The sequence below is a fragment of the Moorena producens PAL-8-15-08-1 genome (assembly GCF_001767235.1).
Lineage (GTDB): Bacteria > Cyanobacteriota > Cyanobacteriia > Cyanobacteriales > Coleofasciculaceae > Moorena > Moorena producens_A.
Genome location: NZ_CP017599.1, coordinates 4,045,798 through 4,063,863 on the forward strand (window position 1 = coordinate 4,045,798; position 18,066 = coordinate 4,063,863).

21 protein-coding genes and 3 pseudogenes are annotated in these 18,066 nt (G+C 41.3%); 11 read left to right on the forward strand and 13 right to left on the reverse strand.

The window, feature by feature from the left end; translation table 11 throughout:
* Positions 1–5: 5 nt before the first annotated feature.
* Complete coding sequence (locus BJP34_RS39875; RefSeq protein WP_149030991.1) at positions 6–248, reverse strand: hypothetical protein; 243 nt, start codon at positions 246–248, stop codon at positions 6–8.
* A 33-nt stretch (positions 249–281) separates the two neighbouring features.
* On the opposite strand from BJP34_RS39875, the gene BJP34_RS43355 reads away from it, so the two are divergent.
* The 3 genes and pseudogenes from BJP34_RS43355 (at position 282) to BJP34_RS14975 (ending at position 2,650) form a co-directional block, all read left to right on the forward strand.
* Positions 282–473 (forward strand): hypothetical protein, encoded by a 192-nt coding sequence (locus BJP34_RS43355; RefSeq protein WP_158517225.1) that lies wholly within the window; start codon positions 282–284, stop codon positions 471–473.
* The gene (locus tag BJP34_RS14965; RefSeq protein ID WP_070396684.1) at positions 470–1,240 is read left to right on the forward strand and encodes an ABC transporter ATP-binding protein; all 771 of its coding nucleotides are present in this window, start codon (positions 470–472) and stop codon (positions 1,238–1,240) included. Before BJP34_RS43355 ends, BJP34_RS14965 begins: the two co-directional genes overlap by 4 nt.
* A 349-nt stretch (positions 1,241–1,589) precedes the next feature.
* Positions 1,590–2,650: pseudogene (locus BJP34_RS14975) on the forward strand (ISKra4 family transposase).
* 649 nt (positions 2,651–3,299) lie between these two features.
* On the opposite strand, the gene BJP34_RS14980 reads toward BJP34_RS14975, so the two are convergent.
* Positions 3,300–3,950 (reverse strand): hypothetical protein, encoded by a 651-nt coding sequence (locus BJP34_RS14980; protein ID WP_070393028.1) that lies wholly within the window; start codon positions 3,948–3,950, stop codon positions 3,300–3,302.
* A 925-nt stretch (positions 3,951–4,875) separates the two neighbouring features.
* Here BJP34_RS14980 and BJP34_RS39880 point away from each other — a divergent pair.
* Together BJP34_RS39880 and BJP34_RS14985 are read left to right on the forward strand one after the other, a co-directional pair.
* Positions 4,876–5,085: a hypothetical protein gene (locus BJP34_RS39880; RefSeq protein ID WP_158517226.1), complete on the forward strand. Its 210-nt coding sequence runs from the start codon at positions 4,876–4,878 to the stop codon at positions 5,083–5,085.
* A 539-nt stretch (positions 5,086–5,624) separates the two neighbouring features.
* Positions 5,625–6,071: an ABC transporter ATP-binding protein gene (locus BJP34_RS14985; protein ID WP_418904145.1), complete on the forward strand. Its 447-nt coding sequence runs from the start codon at positions 5,625–5,627 to the stop codon at positions 6,069–6,071.
* A gap of 9 nt (positions 6,072–6,080) precedes the next feature.
* Here BJP34_RS14985 and BJP34_RS14990 read toward each other — a convergent pair whose 3' ends face one another.
* Entirely contained in the window at positions 6,081–6,449 is a 369-nt protein-coding gene (locus BJP34_RS14990) for a hypothetical protein (protein WP_070393029.1), read from the reverse strand.
* A gap of 300 nt (positions 6,450–6,749) precedes the next feature.
* Between BJP34_RS14990 and BJP34_RS46435 the strand changes: the two genes are divergently transcribed.
* From BJP34_RS46435 to BJP34_RS46445, 3 genes are read left to right on the forward strand one after another with little or no spacing between them, the layout of a single operon-like run.
* Positions 6,750–7,313, forward strand: a complete 564-nt coding sequence (locus BJP34_RS46435) for a hypothetical protein (RefSeq protein ID WP_202972098.1) — start codon at positions 6,750–6,752, stop codon at positions 7,311–7,313.
* Positions 7,303–7,632 carry a hypothetical protein gene (locus tag BJP34_RS46440; protein WP_324611062.1) on the forward strand — a complete coding sequence of 110 codons (330 nt, stop codon included), beginning with the start codon at positions 7,303–7,305 and terminating at the stop codon, positions 7,630–7,632. Before BJP34_RS46435 ends, BJP34_RS46440 begins: the two co-directional genes overlap by 11 nt.
* Positions 7,604–8,398 (forward strand): IS66 family transposase, encoded by a 795-nt coding sequence (locus tag BJP34_RS46445; RefSeq protein WP_202972100.1) that lies wholly within the window; start codon positions 7,604–7,606, stop codon positions 8,396–8,398. Before BJP34_RS46440 ends, BJP34_RS46445 begins: the two co-directional genes overlap by 29 nt.
* 247 nt (positions 8,399–8,645) lie before the next feature.
* On the opposite strand, the gene BJP34_RS15000 is transcribed toward BJP34_RS46445, so the two are convergent.
* Positions 8,646–8,852, reverse strand: coding sequence for a hypothetical protein (locus tag BJP34_RS15000; RefSeq protein WP_070393030.1), 207 nt, complete (start codon positions 8,850–8,852; stop codon positions 8,646–8,648).
* An 83-nt stretch (positions 8,853–8,935) separates the two neighbouring features.
* Between BJP34_RS15000 and BJP34_RS36845 the strand changes: the two are divergent.
* Positions 8,936–9,889 (forward strand): annotated as a pseudogene (locus BJP34_RS36845) (IS630 family transposase).
* Between the two features lie 67 nt (positions 9,890–9,956).
* Here the strand turns inward: BJP34_RS36845 and BJP34_RS15005 are convergent.
* Positions 9,957–11,162: an RNA-guided endonuclease InsQ/TnpB family protein gene (locus BJP34_RS15005; protein ID WP_070393031.1), complete on the reverse strand. Its 1,206-nt coding sequence runs from the start codon at positions 11,160–11,162 to the stop codon at positions 9,957–9,959.
* Between the two features lie 94 nt (positions 11,163–11,256).
* On the opposite strand from BJP34_RS15005, the pseudogene tnpA reads away from it, so the two are divergent.
* A pseudogene (tnpA, locus tag BJP34_RS36850) lies at positions 11,257–11,668 on the forward strand (IS200/IS605 family transposase).
* Between the two features lie 294 nt (positions 11,669–11,962).
* Here tnpA and BJP34_RS15010 read toward each other — a convergent pair.
* The 5 genes from BJP34_RS15010 to BJP34_RS48910 form a co-directional block, all read right to left on the reverse strand.
* Positions 11,963–12,316 (reverse strand): hypothetical protein, encoded by a 354-nt coding sequence (locus tag BJP34_RS15010; protein ID WP_070393032.1) that lies wholly within the window; start codon positions 12,314–12,316, stop codon positions 11,963–11,965.
* 74 nt (positions 12,317–12,390) lie between these two features.
* On the reverse strand, positions 12,391–12,606 hold the full coding sequence (locus BJP34_RS39885; protein WP_149030992.1) for a hypothetical protein: 216 nt from the start codon (positions 12,604–12,606) through the stop codon (positions 12,391–12,393).
* A gap of 103 nt (positions 12,607–12,709) precedes the next feature.
* Positions 12,710–12,853, reverse strand: coding sequence for a hypothetical protein (locus BJP34_RS43360; protein WP_158517227.1), 144 nt, complete (start codon positions 12,851–12,853; stop codon positions 12,710–12,712).
* Positions 12,840–14,918, reverse strand: coding sequence for a dynamin family protein (locus BJP34_RS15015; RefSeq protein ID WP_070393033.1), 2,079 nt, complete (start codon positions 14,916–14,918; stop codon positions 12,840–12,842). Before BJP34_RS15015 ends, BJP34_RS43360 begins: the two co-directional genes overlap by 14 nt.
* Positions 14,919–15,061: 143 nt before the next feature.
* Positions 15,062–15,193 (reverse strand): hypothetical protein, encoded by a 132-nt coding sequence (locus BJP34_RS48910; RefSeq protein ID WP_267876575.1) that lies wholly within the window; start codon positions 15,191–15,193, stop codon positions 15,062–15,064.
* Positions 15,194–15,215: 22 nt separating this feature from the next.
* Between BJP34_RS48910 and BJP34_RS45610 the strand changes: the two genes are divergently transcribed.
* Positions 15,216–15,383, forward strand: a complete 168-nt coding sequence (locus BJP34_RS45610; protein WP_229424375.1) for a hypothetical protein — start codon at positions 15,216–15,218, stop codon at positions 15,381–15,383.
* Here the strand turns inward: BJP34_RS45610 and BJP34_RS15020 are convergent.
* The 3 genes from BJP34_RS15020 to BJP34_RS15025 all read right to left on the reverse strand — a co-directional run bounded on the left by BJP34_RS15020 (position 15,353) and on the right by BJP34_RS15025 (position 18,065).
* Positions 15,353–17,440 carry a dynamin family protein gene (locus BJP34_RS15020; RefSeq protein WP_070393034.1) on the reverse strand — a complete coding sequence of 696 codons (2,088 nt, stop codon included), beginning with the start codon at positions 17,438–17,440 and terminating at the stop codon, positions 15,353–15,355. The genes BJP34_RS45610 and BJP34_RS15020 overlap by 31 nt on opposite strands.
* A 13-nt stretch (positions 17,441–17,453) precedes the next feature.
* A complete protein-coding gene (locus BJP34_RS43365; RefSeq protein WP_158517228.1) occupies positions 17,454–17,612 on the reverse strand; it encodes a hypothetical protein in 159 nt (52 codons plus the stop codon).
* 132 nt (positions 17,613–17,744) lie between these two features.
* Positions 17,745–18,065 carry a hypothetical protein gene (locus BJP34_RS15025; RefSeq protein ID WP_070393035.1) on the reverse strand — a complete coding sequence of 107 codons (321 nt, stop codon included), beginning with the start codon at positions 18,063–18,065 and terminating at the stop codon, positions 17,745–17,747.
* Position 18,066: the final 1 nt, after the last annotated feature.

Consider the following 18,066-nt stretch of genomic DNA (forward strand, 5'->3'; position numbering starts at 1 on the left):
CAATTCTACGACTTGTGAGGTACAAATTTCTGGTTTTTAGGGAGCAGGGAGCAGGGACTTCGGAGCAGGTAAGAGGAACCCACCCCTAACCCCTCCCAGGAGGGGAAGGGAAGAGGGAAGAGGATAAAAATAATGTGTACCTCATGAGTCCTAGAAACGCTATAAGGTTGAATCAGCTTGAATGTTGAATGTTGAATGTTGAATGTTGAATGTTGAATGTTGTTCGCGTAGCGTGGCCTATTGGCCAAGGTTTAATAAGGTTGTTCGCGTAGCGTGGCCTATTGGCCAAGGTTTACAGGGTTTTTCATAACTATCAGGTACACAAGATTTTTTACCTCTTAGCTCTTAGCTGCTCCCTGCTCCCTGCTCCCTGCTCCCTGCTCCCTGCTCCCTGCTCCCTGCTCCCTAAAACCCAAGAATTTGTACCTTACCCAATTCAAAACTACTGTATGAGATGCACCCTTTTAAAATGACCAATAATCACAATTTGCCTAAGCTACAGGTGTGTGATATTTCCAAAAGTTTTCGCCACCGACGGGAAGAATTGGTAGTGCTAAAGGATATTAATCTCGATCTTGAAGCCAATGAATTTGTCTGTATAGTTGGACCCTCTGGCTGCGGCAAATCAACCTTGCTCAACATTATCGCTGGACTAATTCCTCCGTCTAAAGGACATGTAAAGGTAGATGGTGAGGTGGTTTTAGGTCCTGGTCGGGATCGGGGCATGGTCTTCCAGAACTATACCCTATTTCCCTGGCTAACCATTGCTGATAATATCGGCTTTGGTCTGAGGTTACAACGATTGCCTAAGGGGGAATCCCAAGAACGGATTGCTTACTATTTGGATGTAATCGGTCTAAGCCGCTTTGCTAATGCCTACCCCAAACAGCTGTCAGGGGGGATGAAACAACGGGTTGCGATCGCACGAGCGTTGGCTAATGAACCAGAAGTGCTGTTGATGGATGAGCCCTTTGGAGCCTTAGATGCCCAAACTAAGGAGGAATTGCAGGAATTTTTCCTTGGACTTTGGGAGAAGACCCATATTACTGTTTTGATGATTACCCATGATGTGGAAGAAGCGGTGTTCTTATCCCAGGGTATCTATGTGATGGGAGCTCATCCAGGTTACATCCGGGATAAGATTATGATTGACTTACCGGCTGTTCGTACTCTGGATACAAAGCTAACCCTGGAATTTGTGGAATTGAAACGGCAGGTAATTCAAGCTTTGCGCATTTGATCATCGTTATTAATTGGAGATAGTGGCTATTTTATTGGCGTTGCTGATTATGGGTATAGTTTTGCCCCCCTAGCCCCCCAAATTTGGGGGGAACAAGAATCAATTTGATGGTAAAAGTCCCCCAAAATTGGGGGATTTAGGGGGCTTGACCAAAACCAGATGATCCCGCATTCATTCCTTAATTCAGCAACGCCATTTCATTAACTCTTTCATAGTCTTTATTAAGATTAGAATAGTTGTCCAATTTGGGAGCAGGTCAAACTTGCAGAACAAATGAACTACTTGACAAAATGATGAAATTGATGTTATCTATGTCTGGCTACCTAAAAAATTAAGAATTAATCCCAAAATGACCCCTGAAAAGCAAAAAGAGCTCAACGAGTATCTTCAAGCAATTGCCAAGATTCTTTATGAGGACTCTGATCCGACCAAACTAGACACAATGGCGGGAATAGAAGAAACTGTGAGAGAGAAAACTTTAGATTAGATCACACCAAAAATCGGTTTTTTTTTATCAAAGAAACGACAAAAACCGAGGCCGGAAGACTGAGAACATTAAAGAGTATCATTGGAAAACTACCAATAACCGAAAAGCAAGCCATCCGATTAAATCTCGAAACTAACCAAAGAATAAGTCCCTGTTTAGAGCAGTGTTGTGTTCGAGCAAGCGCCAATGTATCTTATGAGAATGCTGCCAGAGATATTGAATACTATACAGGAATTAAAATCTCAGCCAAAACACAACAAAGGCTAGTACATCGCTATAAATTTCCTGACAATGACTGTAGTAAAGATATTGAAGAAGTGAGTGTAGATGGAGGAAAAGTAAGGTTAAGAACGCCAAAAAAAGGAGAACCTTGTCTCTGGAAAGATTATAAGGCAATCTGTGTGAATAAATCCACGAGAAAAGCTTGGTTTTTAGAAAATGAGGAATTAATAAATTGGGTGAATCAGCAACGGTTATCAAACCCACTGAATTGCCTGGGAGACGGGCATCCTGGGATTTGGAATATTGTTAAACAATTTAATTGTCCAGGAAAAAAACGGGAAATTATTGATTGGTTTCACTTAGTTGAAAATTTACATAAGGTCGGTGGTTCACTGAAAAGATTGAAAAAAGCTAAAAGTTTATTGTGGTTAGGTAACGTTGATGAAACTCTTAACTTGATTTCTGCTTTGACTAAAAAACAAGCCGAAAACTTCTGTAATTATTTACAGAATCATCGAGAGCGTATTATTAACTATAAATACTATCAAGAGAATTCAATTTGTTCCATTGCTTCAGGAGCTGTTGAATCTACAGTTAAACAAATTGACCGACGACTGAAGATTTCTGGAGCACAGTGGAAACCTGAAAATGTGCCTCAAGTTCTCAAACATCGATGTGCTTATCTCAATAACAATCTTTAAGCAGGTTTTCAGTAAAAACACGCTTCATTAACTAACGAGAAAACTCACTCTTATCGGACCTGTGAATTATCCCAAAACTCATGAAATTATTCACAGATTTGGCCTAGTTGAGGGATTATAATAGAACTCGCCCATTAAATTCAACTCTATTCAAAATACTAATAGCACATCGCTCCGCACTTCACAGTGTAGGACATAAGTGCCGATCAACAGTCTCTTTTATGTTTTATTTAGATAAAGCAGACAACAGATAATCTACCTCTAGTACAAATGCTCTGCATAAGTGACATGCTCCCTCCAATTTCTCTCCAGAAAGCCAGGTTTTGACAATATCTACGACTTCTGCTGTAGCCTCGACTGTAATGCGAGCAACAGCGTTATCCCATTCCCTTTCATCCTGCCAATCTTCTAAATCAATTGCTATTCCATCACCATCTGTGTCAATCCAACTGGTGACAAGTTAAGGCTGTATAGCAGTTTTCAAGGTTATTTGATAATATTTACTTAAAAAAACATTGCCTAAAATGATATAAATTAGGCAATGTAATGATATGTATTAATTATCAGTAAATTTCCGATAGGTTGACTTCTATCACTGAGTACGTAGTGAAAAATCCGCCTATTCTAATGCATTAAAAAACTCCATAGATTACCTTTCAATTTGAGCAACAACTACAAATAGGGTTGGTTCATCTGTGGGTTCCATGGTTATATCAAAAGATCTAAACAGCGATTCCAATCCAGTAGAATCGAAAAGAAATTGTATTTTTTCCGTTTTTCCAGTTATATTTAATTCTTGCACATCTTGACAAGTCATTCCCGGCTGACCCACCTCTTCAGGAGAAAAAACTAAAAAATCTATATCCGAGCCTTCAATCTGATGATTTAATATATCATTAATGTTTTGACCTTCTATTACAGGTATAACTCGTGTATCTGCAGATCCAATGTCATCATTTGGTGGAAAAGTTTTCTTTTCACCGATTACAAGTGTAGTCAAACCTTCTGCTAAACCTCCTCGCAAAGGAAGATTATCAAACAACGGTAACTCATTCACATAAAAACTAATAGCATCAGTTTTGCCATCAGTACATTTATGACTAAGATTTGGAACTATTAGTTGCTCATGGTTAAATTTATGCAAGGTTGTTTGATATAAATCTTCAGTTTCAAGTATATATACCTCTGTTAGGATTTTGGGTTCATCACCGCTAGCTAGCGCGGGTTTCGTTGCTAGGGAAACAAAAATCAATGTAACCGATAAAAGTATGACAGTAAAACGCTGGAATACTTTTAGCATCAATTTACTCCTTTTTTTTGGTTTTGCTAAAGCACATTTAATAACAGTCAAAAAATGTGCTAGTTGTATAAGTCCTCTGGGGAGCATGTCACTTATGCAGAACATTTGTACTAAAGCTATAGCCCCCTCATGGGTAAAAGCCAAGCTCCTATGGTACATAGTTCATTTGTTCTGGAACATAGACTTGCTCCCCATCAATTTGTGAGAACAAAATAATAGTAGCCCTGTTTTATATCTCTGAACCTCATAAAACTAATAGAAAAACTCATAGAAAAACTCATAGAAAAACTCATATCTCACGAAAAACTCAGGGAGCATGTCACAAAGCGCCGAATCTTTGGGGAGCAGGTCAATTTTGTAAGAACACTTGAACTACAAACCCTTGAACTACAGTGTTTTCGGGGCTTCAGTAGCAGTAGTTTTTTAGTACATTTGTTATAGGAATTTTACATACTCCCAAAACTCATAGAAAAACTCATAAAACTCATGTAAAATCTCATAAAAAAACTCATCGAAAAACTCATCGAAAAACTCATCGAAAAACTCATCGAAAAACTCAGGGATCATGTCACTTATGCAGACCCTTGAACTACAGTGTTTTCGGGGCTAAAGTAGCAATCATGAGTTTTTTATTAAATTTGTTATATGAATTTGACATACTAGAAAAACTCATAGAAAAACTCATAAAACTCATGTAAAAGCTCATAAAAAAACTCATAAAACTCATATCTGACGAAAAACTCAGGGAGCATGTCACTTATGCAGACCCTTGAACTACAGTGTTTTCGGGGATTGAGTAGCAGTCATGAGTTTTTTTAGTACATTTGTTCTACTAATTTGACCTGCTCCTGATAATATCGGCTTTGGTCTGAGGTTATAGCGCCACAGGCAAGTCAGAAGTCAAAGGTGCGCTTTCCTTGTCTTGATGCAGTCGCTCATGGGGGAAACCACGGCAGTCGCTCATGGCGCATGGGTCTGTGTGCGGAACCTGCGTCCGCACACAGCCCCGTGGGAACCACGCCAGTTGCTCATGGGGGAAACCCCCAAGACCGCACTGGCTCCCCAAGACCGCGCTGCCTCCCCAAGACCGCGCTGCATCGCTAGGCGAATTAAATTCGCCACGGGTCGCACCTAAAAGTAAGCTAGGACTAGGTTTCGGAGTTTATAAATGTCAAACATCTTAATGTGTAGTGCTTTACAACGATTGCCTAGGGCGTGTTTTCTTGCCTCGGAGATCCCCCTAAATCCCCCTTAAAAAAGGGGGACTTTGAAGGTGCATCTCATATTTGTAAAAAAGTTGCGTAGGGTGTGTTAGGGGGAGCCTCATTGTCTTGATGCAGTCGCTCATGGGGGAAACCACGGCAGTCGCTCATGGTTAGAAGTTACCGTAAGACAGGCTCGCCTTAATCAATAAGTTTTACCCCTTTTGTGCATAGCCGACCAACCATAAAGGCGAGCCTGTCTAAGGTTTCGTCTCCGGGGGGAGACCCCCAAGACCGCGCTGCCTTCCCAAGACTGCGCTGCATCGCTTTCCGCCTCGTAGTCAGGGTTTAGACAGCCCGCCCCGTAACGCACCACCTTGTCAAACAACTTTTAGGAGATGCACCCGACTTTGAGTATGGCTCCCCCCTTTTTTAAGGGGGGCTGGGGGGGATCATAATCTTGCGGAAAACTTTGAAAACACGCCCTAAGGGGGAATCCCAAGAACGGATTGCTTACTATTTGGATGTAATCGGTCTAAGCCGCTTTGCTAATGCCTACCCCAAACAGCTGTCAGGGGGGATGAAACAACGGGTTGCGATCGCACGAGCGTTGGCTAATGAACCAGAAGTGCTGTTGATGGATGAGCCCTTTGGAGCCTTAGATGCCCAAACTAAGGAGGAATTGCAGGAATTTTTCCTTGGACTTTGGGAGAAGACCCATATTACCGTTTTGATGATTACCCATGATGTAGAAGAAGCGGTGTTCTTATCCCAGGGTATCTATGTGATGGGAGCTCATCCCGGTTGTATCCGGGATAAGATTATGATTGACTTACCCACTGTTCGTACTCTGGATACAAAGCTAACCCTGGAATTTGTGGAATTGAAACGGCAGGTAATTCAGGCTTTGCGCATTTGATCATGCTTATTAATTGGAGATAGTGGCTATTTTATTAACTCTTTTATAGTCTTTATTAAGATTAGAATAGTTGTCCAATTTATCTCCAGAAAGCCAGGTTTTGACGATATCTACGACTTCTGCTGTAGCCTCGACAGTAATCCGAGCAACAGCATTATCCCATTCTCTTTGATCCTGCCAGTCTTCTAAATCAATTGCTATTCCATCACCATCTGTGTCAATCCAAATGTGTCTTTCTGGATAATTTATGCTTTGGAAAGATAAAGTAGATAGACAGGCTTCAGCACGATTGGTTTCATAGGCTGTTGGGATGATCTCCCCAATCATTTGCCTAAGAGTTTCGGTAATATCATCCTTTGGATCAGTTCTCAAAGTCATCAGGTTACCTCATTTACAGCGGTTTGCAATTCGGTAAGTTACAAATTATTTGGTGTTAGGGAACAGGGAACAGGGAACAGGGAACAGGGAACAGAGAAGAGGAAACGGGGTAAAAAAAACGTGTACATTATAGTTATGAAAAACGCTGTATTTATTTTTTTTATAAGCTGCTGTAAATTTAAATTTTAGTATTTATCATAGCTATCAGCGTAACTTCTCAATAACCGCTGTCGGGTGAAAGAGATAGGTATTGACGTAGGCCCCCTTGTCAAGAGTGCATAAATCTGGTTAAACAAAGGTATGTCTGAAAACTCTGTGCAAGTAAAAAATGAACAACTCACCGACCTTCATGAGGTCGAGGAGCTGCGTGCGCTTATCAGGCAACAAGCTGAAACGATAGCGGAACTGGCCAAGCACAATCAAGAGTTAAGCAAGCGCATCCGTGAATTGGAGGAAGAGTTACTAGCTAAAAAGAAACTGAATAAAAAGCCTCAACTTAGTGCGAGTAAGCTCAATGAAGAGAAGCAGCTAGAACTTAAGCAAAGGAAAGGTAAACGTCCGGGTTCAGCCAAACGCAGTAAGAAAGATAGCTTCGTGGTGGACACCGAATGGAAAATAGAACCCTCTCAACTGCCAGAAGGGGCAAAATTTAATGGATACCGAGAATATGATGTTCAAGAACTTCGCATAGAAAGAAATAACATCCGCTTCTTTTTAGCCGAATATGTGTTACCAGATGGAGGGGTAATCAGTGGTCAATTACCGTCAGAGTATCAGCAATTCTGGACATTATGGCCCGCAACTAGTGGGATATATCTTGCACCAGTACTATCACAATCGAGTGACGCAACCTTTGATTCATGAGCAGCTACTGGAATGGGGTATCGAGATATCGGTCGGTCAAATCAATTCTATCCTCAGCGCAAATATAGATGTGTTTCATACTGAACAGGCATCGGTTTTAGGGGCAGGATTAAAATTCTCAGAGTATGTTCACACCGATGATACCGGAGCACGACACAGTGGGAAGAACGGGTATTGCACGGTGATTGGCAATGAATGGTTTACTTTCTTTGCGAGCACCCCCCGCAAGACTCGACGCAACTTCTTATCGGTATTACAAGGCAATGCCCCGATTTATGTACTCAATCAGGATGCCCACCAATATGCACGCTTCCTATAAGTTAGCCGACAAGCATATGAACCGATTGAGCTTTGGTTCAACGGTTCTAGGGAATAACCCTGAGCAATGGCAGAACTATTTAGAGTCGATTGGCATTGTGCAGACCAAAGTCGCAGAGAGGGTGACCGAAGCCGCTCTGCTGGGTGGATTAATCGAGAGTGGCATTAACCGAAAATTGCTGATTCTCTCAGATGGAGCCAGACAGTTCAATATTCTCATTCATGGGTTGTGTTGGGTTCATGGTGAACGAATCATCCGCAAATTAGAGGGGAGTACCGCTGAGTTTCGAGAGAACATTGAGGAAGTCCAAACCCTTCTATGGGAGTACTACCAACAGTTAAAAGCCTATCAAGATCACCCGAGTGCCGAGCAAAAGCAGTACCTATCTGCTCGCTTTGATGAAATCTTTGGTCGGTGTTATCTGCACCACCCCACTCTGAGCAACGCATTGAACCAATTTAGACAAAACAAGGAGCAATTGCTTCGGGTGCTCGACAAACCCAATATCCCTTTGCACAATAATGCCGCCGAATCTGACATCAGAGAATTTGTGACCCGTCGAAAAATCAGTGGTGGCACTCGCTCTGAGGCCGGACGAAAAGCCAGAGATACCATGATTGGTCTGAAAAAGACCTGTCGCAAATTAGGGATTTGTTTTTGGGCGTATTTACTGTCTCGCTTGCGAGGGGATGACAAAATCCCCCCCTTACCAGATTTGATTCGACAAAAGGCTATAGAGCATGGACTGGTGGGTAGCCCTGCCTGATAAATTGCTGATCCAATCTGTCAACCAGCGGTTATTGAGAAATTGCCTATCAGCTACAGATTTTTTTTCATTATAGCACTACGCATTCAGATGTTTGACATTCCTAAACTCCGAAACTTAGTCATAGCTTACTTCTGACTTCTGACTTCTGACTTCTGACTTCTGACTTGCGCGTAGCGCTATATTACCTATTTCCTGCTCTCCTGTTCCCTGTTCCCTATTCCCTGTTCCCTTTAAAAAATAATAATCAACCTTTCCTTTTTATCACCACAGTTTCAACTAGAGTCAGGGATAGACATACTGCAATCATTAGCCGAATCCCATCCTGTACTGCGATTACTAAATAAGTAACGATGTCTTCCTGTAGTGCTATTGTTTGGTAATCTACTTTAATCAACATTTGCTCAAACCAATTTAGAGAATTTGGCTCTTGATGATACAGAGGATAAGCCAAAATATCTAATAATATAGCACTACGCGCTACTGTTAGGACAATACTATGATAGAATAATGAATATCAGAATAATTGTAAATAGTATGCCTGCACCCTATAGTTACGATTTGCGTTCAAAAGCGATCGAAGCCGTTAAACGAGGAAAAAAAAAATAGAGGTAAGCCGTTTTTTTAAAATTAGTAGAAATACCTTGGATCTCTGGCTAAAAAAAGAAAGAGAAACAGGAGACTATCAAGCTAGTCAACCTGTAGGAGTAGGAACTGTCCCCAAAATTACCGACGAGCGAAAAATTTCGAAAATTTGTCGAAGAACATAGTGACAAAACCCAAAAACAGATGGCTGAAATTTTGGGAAATAACGTGACACAACAAAATGTTAGTTATGCCATCAAAAAACTGGGGTTTACGCGCAAAAAAAACTTAGGGTTACCGAGAACGAGATGAGCAGAAAAGAGAAGAATTTATCAAAAAGCTAGAGGAAATAGAAAACACCAGAAAAGTTTATGTAGATGAAGCTGGATTCGATAATAGAGAGGATTACCCCTATGGCTATAGTCTTAAAGGACAAAGATTTTATGCTCTGAAGTCGGGAAAACGAACAGAAAGAGTGAGTTGGCTATCTGCCTTAAAAGAGAACCAATTATTGGCTCCTTTAACTTTTGAGGGTTCATGTAATAGAAATTTATTTTAAAATTGGTTAATACACTGTTTAATACCTAACTTAGATTCAGGAGATATTATTATTATTGACAATGCCAGTTTTCATAAAGGAGAATATATCAGAGAAATTGTTGAAGAAGCCGGATGCGAAATTTGGTATTTACCAGCTTCTCTTGATGCAGTCGCTCATGGGGGAAACCCCCAAGACCGCGCTGCCTTCCCAAGACCGCGCTGCATCGCTATTCACCAGATTTGAATAAAATAGAGAATTGGTGGGCTGTTTTAAAAACATGGATGAAACAAAGAATTATTGAATTTGATACTGTACGAGAATGTGTAGATGCAGGGTTCAAAAAATGTCCTAATGTATGCGCGTAGTGCTATACTAGCACAAGCAAACCTGCAGTTCCTCCAATTAATAATCTTCGCATTGACACTCCCCGCGCTAAAGCGACGGGGATTCTAAGTTCACCGTAGCTACTTGCTCTACCAGGGTTGCCCCAAGCAAAGTAGAGGTTGCTACTCCCTTAGCGTTACTTCGGGTATGCCCTACCCTAGATTTTGCCTTCTGCAAAATGTTGATAGCCGCGTTGGTGTCCCGATGCAACTGACAGCCACACTGACAGACATGAGTACGAGTAGACAGAGATTTATTGACTACCCGTTTACACTGATTGCATTGTTGGCTAGTGTAGTGTGGTGGAACAGCAACAGCTAGTTTCTCAAACTTGCCAGCAAAGTACTCTATCCACTGTCTGAACTGATACCAACTAGCATCAGCGATTGACTTAGCTAAGCAGTGGTTCTTGAGCATATTGCTAACCCTTAAGTCTTCATAGGCTACTAAATCGTTAGATTTGCAAACGTTACGCGCCACTCTCTTGGCATGTTCATTCCGTTGCCTACTTACTCTCAAGTGTTTTCTGGAGTATCTAGCTCTGGCTTGACGGCGTCGAATCGAACCTTTCTGCTTTTTATAGATGCGACGTTGAGCCTGTTTGATGTCAGATTCAGCAATTCTTAGGAACCTGGGATTAGGTTCTTGGTAGCCATTGGAGTCAGTATAGAAAAACTCCAGACCAACATCTAGCCCAATCTCAAGACCTGTTTTGGGCTGAGCATCAACACACTCAATATCAACACAAAACTGGCAATAATAGCCATCAGCCCGACGTACTAAACGAACTCGCTTGATAGATTTTACAGGATAGATATGAATATCCCACTTACCTAAAAGCTTCAGCTCACCAATACCTTTTTGATCAGTAATAGTGATACGCCGCTTTGTGTGGTGAAGCTTCCAACCCGTGGTTTTGTACTCAACAGAGCGGTTGTCTTTCTGGAATCTGGGATATCCTTTCTTTCCTGGTTTATGATACTTGCAATTGTCGTAAAACCGAGAAATTGCCAACCACGCCCGTTCAGCAGATGCTTGACAAGCCATAGAATTAAGGTCTTTAACAAAAATGAATTCGTTGCGTAGTTCTGTTGAGTACTTGTTTAAGTCAAAACGCAATATATTGGCTTCTCTGGGTGCATCCATCCAGTACCTCAAACACTTATTGCGAATGAATTGAACTGTCATGATGGCTTCATCAATAGCCTGATATTGAGCTTGTTTGGCTTTGACTTTGTACTCTAAAACTAGCATTGATTCGACCGAGTCAATATGGTTGTTTGCTTGCTGCTATCAACATAGCACAGTACCATCTAGTTGTCGATAGGATTCGCCAAACAACTCAACAATGAGACGGAAGTCTATAAAATACAAGCATCATAACCATTCAGTGGGATTGGCGTGTGTTCATCTAGTATGGATTCCCAAGAGGAGGAAACCTGTCCTAATCGGGGATTTCGCAACACGCTCTCCGAGAAATATTTTATGAATTGGCTATTGAGAAAGAATGGGAAATTAAAGCCGTTGAAATAGCACCCGACCACATTCACTTGTTCGTTTGTCATCAGCCCAATTATTCTATTAACCAGGTTGTGCAAGCTTTCAAAGGTAGGTCATCGTGTTATCTAAGACGAGAATTTCCTCACCTGCTGAAGCTTCCAAGCTTGTGGACTCGTTCATATTTTCACACAACCGCAGGTAGTGTCAGTTCTAAAGTCATTATGAAATATATTAATGACCCTCATCACAATACTCATTGATGAAGACGGCGCTTAAAAGCGCTACCTTGCCTTCATCCGCCATCTAAAGATAGGCGGTTGAAGGCTGCGTCAATAATCATCTTTTTAATAACCTTTTACAAAATGACATGATATCTACTCTCGATGCTCCCATCCTCCCTTAGTATCCTTAGCCATTACCTATTACCAAAAGGTATTGGTAGAAAGTTGTAAGGGCGCACAGCTGTACACCCTTACTAAATTTTGACCTTTTGACTGACGAATAATCACACGCTGCAGACAAAAAATACTGACAAAAAATACTGACAAAACCCCTTAATGACTTAAGGCTCCATGGAGTAATCCACCAGCACCTCCACCGACCATTGGACGCCAAACTGACTTTGGCTCAATGCCTCGTCGATAGCCTTGTATCCATGGTTGAGCAAATTTTATCGGTTTCCAAATGGTAGAGACTGGACTAAACATTCCTGTAACTGCACCTCCTGCTGCTGCTTGGAAAACACCATCACTTAGGCGTCTACCAGAAATAGCGTTGGATGCTACCTGAAAAGCTGCTCCTGATGCAGCACCAATTCCAGCTGATACGAGCAGTGGAGCAAGTGCTCCTTTAATCTGGTCTGTCTCGGTTTTTGTTTGTTCCGTAAACTCTAAATATTCAATTTTCATTTTCTGTCTGCTTAAGGTGTTTTATTATTATTACTATTACTGCCAAAAATGTTTCGCCAAATTGGCGTTTAAAATTATATAGAGTAAAGGGAACAGGGAATAGGGAATAGGGAATAGGGAGTAGGGAGTAGGGAGTAGGGAGTTGTTCGCGTAGCGTGGCCAAAGGCCAAGGTTGTTCGCGTAGCGTGGCCGTTCGCGTAGCGTGGCCAAAAGGCCAAAAGGCCAAAAGGCCAAGGTTGTTCGCGTAGCGTGGCCGTTCGCGTAGCGTGGCCAAAAGGCCAAAAGGCCAAGGTTTAAGGTTATTTTGTTGGAAGTTTAAAATTTAAATTTAAAGGTTGACAATTAACTGTTAACTGTCAACCTTCAACTGTTATGATTTTTTATTCAATTTTTTTATTCAATTAACGAACAACCGTAGAAGGCTAAGCGAACAGCGATTAGCGCTACTTGAGGTGCCAAAAGCCAACGGCTGACCGCTGACCACTGACTACTGACGGCTGATAGCTGAATGCTTACTAGAAGGTTAAGCGATCGCATTCACAAAATTCTGATAAGCGGTCTCAACCTTCTGGGATTGGGAGGCGACATCAGCCTCTAACTGTTTCAAGCGAGCTAATTCTTGCTCCCGATTAATTTCATGAGATTCTTTTTGCTTCATTAAATTATCTAATTCCGCTTTGCGAGCCTTAATATCATCATCCATCCGCTCAGTTACTTCCTGCTCATACACATCAAAACATTCTTTGATAGCATCATAAATTGGTTGCCATTGCTCTTGTGCTACCTCAGGCAAATATTTCACCAACTCTTTTCTAGCTGCTTTCACCAATTCCTTACGAGCTTGATCGGCTTGCACGACTCCAACCCCTAATCCTAATAAGGCTAGATGCACTGGTCCGATAAAAATCCAAGGAATAGAGCTAATGATGCCACCAATTGCCATAACTGTGATGAAATTCAGCACAATATTTTTCCAATCGAAACCAGCTCCAGCCATGGCAACTCCTGCTATATTACCCCTAGCTAAGGAAAATAATCCTGCTGCCCATTTTGCCCAAGCAGGAGCGTTATCTTCTTTGGTGTAGCTGCTCACCGGTCTTACGGTTTGTCCGGTTAATTTTTGATTAATTTTATCCGTGACTTTAGTATAGGAAGCACCGTAGGTTACCGCACTGCGAGATAGCTGTTCAAAGGCAGCATCCATCTCTTTTTCAGCTGTCTTACTCCACTCTGATAATTTATCATTAATATACCGTTCAAAGCCCTTTCTCAATTCGGATTCAAAGGCTTCTCGTTTGCCTGTACTCAAGAAATCCATAAATCGGAGTTCAGGTTGATAGTATAAAAAATCCGACTCAAAGGTATTTCCTAAATTTAATACATAGGTACGAAATGAATCTGCGATCGCTTTCGCTTTACTATCCCGAACAGTTTTAATTTCATCCTTGAATTGCTCACCAATATCCTTAAGTTTATTAAATTCGGGTTCAACGGAATTAATCCGTTCTTTCAATTCATTTAAATCTTGCTCTAGCAAGGGGATGCGACGTTCAATAGCTTCATGAACATGGTTACTACCTTGACGGGCTAAGGTTCTCGCTTGTCGTAATTCAGAAATAGCTCGTTCCTTCGTTAAAAATGTATTGAGTGCTCCCATAAACTCCGGAAATCCTGTGCCATCAAGAGACACCTCTGGATTTTTCACTCGCTTGCGCAGGGCATTAATTGCTGAAATTTCAAACACTCGTTCATCATAGATATCATAGCCATCTACCTGACAATAGTCTGCCAAGTTAGCCTGAAATACTCGCCGTAGTCTATCTTCAGCTTCTTCTAATTCTTCTGTATCATCCGGGTCAATCAAACTTTCCCGAATCTGATCCCAAGCATTAATTAGAAAGAAAACCGTTAATCCCCGGTCTTTAAGATAATTTTCTAGATAACGACGTTCTCCTAAAGTACAAGGCTGAGTTGCTCTGAGAACAAACAGGATAGCGTGACAATTATTAATGTAACCGAGGGATAACTCATTGCGCGCTTCCGTATCATTCAGTCCTGGACTATCTACAATTTCAATCCCTTTTTCTAGCAATGGTAAGGGATACTCCACGATGGCATGACTAACATTGGGAAACGCTAGCTTCTTCTGTTGTTCTAGTCGCTTGGCTTCAGCTGGATCGATGGTATAGCGATGCTTAAAGGATTTAAAATCAATTTCTTCCGGTGCTGTGTCATCATTAAAGTACACTGTCACCTTCTTTTGAGAACCATAGCGTAAAACTGTCAGTAAAGCTGTACAAGGATTGACATCACTGGGCAGTAAATTCTCACCAATTAAAGCATTGAGAAATGTACTTTTTCCCCGCTTCATATCCCCTAATACCAGTAGTCGGAATCGCCCCTGGTATAAATTTTTACTAGCTTTAGAAATATCTTCAATATCTCTATCCAAGCCTAATTTACCAGAATTTTGCTCCCCTGCGGATTCCGATTGTTCTAGTATATTACTGATTTGATTTAAATAACCAGCTATTTCACCACGCACCGTGGCAACTCGATCGAGATCATTGAGAAAATTTGTGGTTTCGATTTTAGCACTCATAGTTATATAGCGTTTGTATCTAGGTTGTTAACACACGTATTGTCAAAAAAGGCAAAAGGCAAGAGGCAAAAGGCAAGAGGCAAAAGGCAAGAGGGGCAAGAGCTCCGGAGTTTTATTGGACAATAAAAAAAGACCTTCTAGGTTTACATCTCAAATACAAACGCTATAGTATTTCTATTGGAGATGTAAAGATAGGATTGATATAAAAAGGGAATAGGGAATAGGGAACAGGGAATAGGGAATAGGAAATAGGGAAGAAAGAGTAGTGGGTGCATCTCCTAAAAGCTGTTTGACCCGGTGGTGCGTTACGGGCAGCAACCTAACCCGGGCGTTGAGGCTGAAAATGAGGGTGAGCCCTTCCCTAACGCACCCTACGCGACTCCCGACTCCCGACTCCCGACTCCCGACTCCCGACTCCCTACTCCCTTGAATGCTTACATTGGAGCTGCTAGCAAGTACCCATAAACGGATTCAATACCATTAACCTTAGACAAAACCTCAGCATCCAAACTTCTTAGACGCTTTAACTCAGTCTCGCGATTAACTTGATTAGACTCTTTTTGCTCTACCAAATTATCCAACTCATCCTTCCGGGATTTAATGTCATCATTTAATCGTTTAATCACCTGGCGTTCATAATCATCAAAACACTCGTTGACCGCATCATGAATTGGTTGCCATTGCTCCTCAGCCAACTTAGGCAAATAGTTTACCAACTCTTTCTTAGTAGCTTGAATTAATTCCTTGCGAGCTTGATCCGCTTGGAAAGCGCCAACCCCTAGACCCATCAGAGCAAAATATAATGGTCCTATCAATGCTGTTGTAAAAGTTGTTGTGAAAATCAATAAAAAGCTAGTAATTCCCCACACAGCAAACCAATTGACCAGAATATTTTTCCAATCAAAGCCAGCACCAGCTAGAAAAACACCAGCAACATTACCTGAAGCCAAGGATAAAAATCCCATCGCCCAACTGGCCCAGGCTGGTGAAGTGTCTGCTGAATCCATAGTGGTATTGGGGTAAACCTTTTTCCCAATCAACTTTTCAGTCATGGTATCGGCTATCTTACCATAGATGGCACCATAATTAGCGGCACTCCTAGCTAGTTCTAAAAAGGCTTGACTTATTTTTTGCTCAGCGGTGACTTCCCAATCCGAAATCTTTTCGTTAATGTACCGTTCAAAGGCTCGCTTAAATGCTGCATTAAACTCATCCCGTTTCCCCTGTCGCAGGAAATCCAGAAAGCCTAAATCTGGCTGATAGCGGACAAAATCTGATTCAAAGGTATTACCTAAATTTAAAATATAGTCCCGAAATGAATTAGCTACAGCTTTTGCTGTACGGTTACGGGTAATTCGGATTTCTTCCTGAAATTGATCACGAATTTCCGTCAGTTTCTCAAATTCCGGTGCGACTTCGTTAATCTGCTGTTTCAACTGATTAACATCCTGATCCAACAATGGAATCCGCCGTTCAATTGCTTCATGGACATGGTTATAGACTTGCTGAGCTAGGATTTTAGCTTGGCGCATTTCTGCGATCGCACGTTCTTTGGTTAAAAATGAATTAAGTTGTGCCATCAATTCAGGAAATCCCGTTCCTTCAAGAGAATCCTCGGAATTTTTAACCCGCCGACGCAAGGCCATCAATGAAGAAATTTCAAAGACTCGTTTCTGATAAGTCTGTGCCTCTACCTGAAAATAATCCATCAGGTTAGCTTGGAAGACTTGACGGAGTTTTTCCTCAGCTGCTGCTAGTTCTTCGGAGTCTTCCGGGTCAATCAATCCCTTACGAATCTCATCCCAAGCATTAATTAAAAAGAAAACCGTTAATCCCCGACCTTTAAGATAATTTTCGATATAACGACGTTCTTCTAGAGTACAGGGCTGAGTTGCTTTGAGGACAAATAGGATAGCGTGACAATTATTAATGTAACTGAGGGATAACTGATTGCGTGCTTCCGTATCATTTAGTCCTGGACTATCTACAATTTCAATCCCTTTTTCTAGCAACGGTAAGGGATACTCCACCACGGCATGACTAACATTAGGAAAGGCTAGCTTTTGCTCTTGTTCTAGTCGCTTCGCTTGGTCTGGGTCGATGGTATAGCGCTGCTTAAAATTTTCTAAATCAATTTCTTGGGGTAGTGTCTCATCATTAAAGTACACTGTAACTTTCTTTTGAGCACCATAGCGTAAAACCGTCAGTAAAGCTGTACAAGGATTGACATCACTGGGCAGTAAATTCTCACCAATTAAGGCATTGAGGAATGTACTTTTTCCTCGCTTCATATCCCCTAATACCAATAGCCGAAATCGCCCCTGCTGTAAATTTTTACTGACTTTATAGATATCTTCAATATCTCTATCTAAGCCTAATTTACCTGAATTATGCTCCCCTGCGGATTCCGATTGCTCAAGAGTTTTATTGATTTGATTTAAATTACTTGCGATTTCAGCACGAACTCTGGCAACGCGATCGAGATCATGGAGAAAATTTGTGGTTTCCATTTTAGTACTCATATTTATTTTGACCTTAGCTAATTAATGGTTTCAAAGGGAACAGGGAACAGGGAGTAGGGAGTAGGGAGTAGGGAGTAGGGAGTAGGGAACAGGGAACAGGGAACAGGGAACAGGGAACAGGGAGTAGGAGGAAAGAGTTTGAAGTTTTTTTTGTGTTATTAAAAGTCAGCAATATTGTTAATTAAATATTTAGTATTTATATCTGGTTTTCAAACTATTTATTTGGTTATTTATCATGATTAATTTTAATTATTTGTATGGTTTTTTTATTATTGTATTTTTAATGGCATTTTGCTTTGGTTATTCAGTCGTCATCTTTCCAGAAAATTTCGTACCCTAACCAGGCAAGTCCTCCAACGATCATGACGATAGCAAGCCAATAAGCGACTCTAATGGTGAGAACAACAGCAATCACAACGGCCAAGAATTTTCCAAATCTAGCTAGCTTTATGCCCCACTTTTTTAGTTTACCTTCAGTTTTTTGATGCTTCTGGGTTTGATGAAATTGTTGTTCTTCTTGATAAATTTCCGTTTCCATTTCCCGGAGTCGAAGGTCTCGCTCCCGTTGCTGGAGTTCTTGTTCTCGAAGCTCAAGGTCTTTAGCTTTTTCTTCTTTGGAATTCATC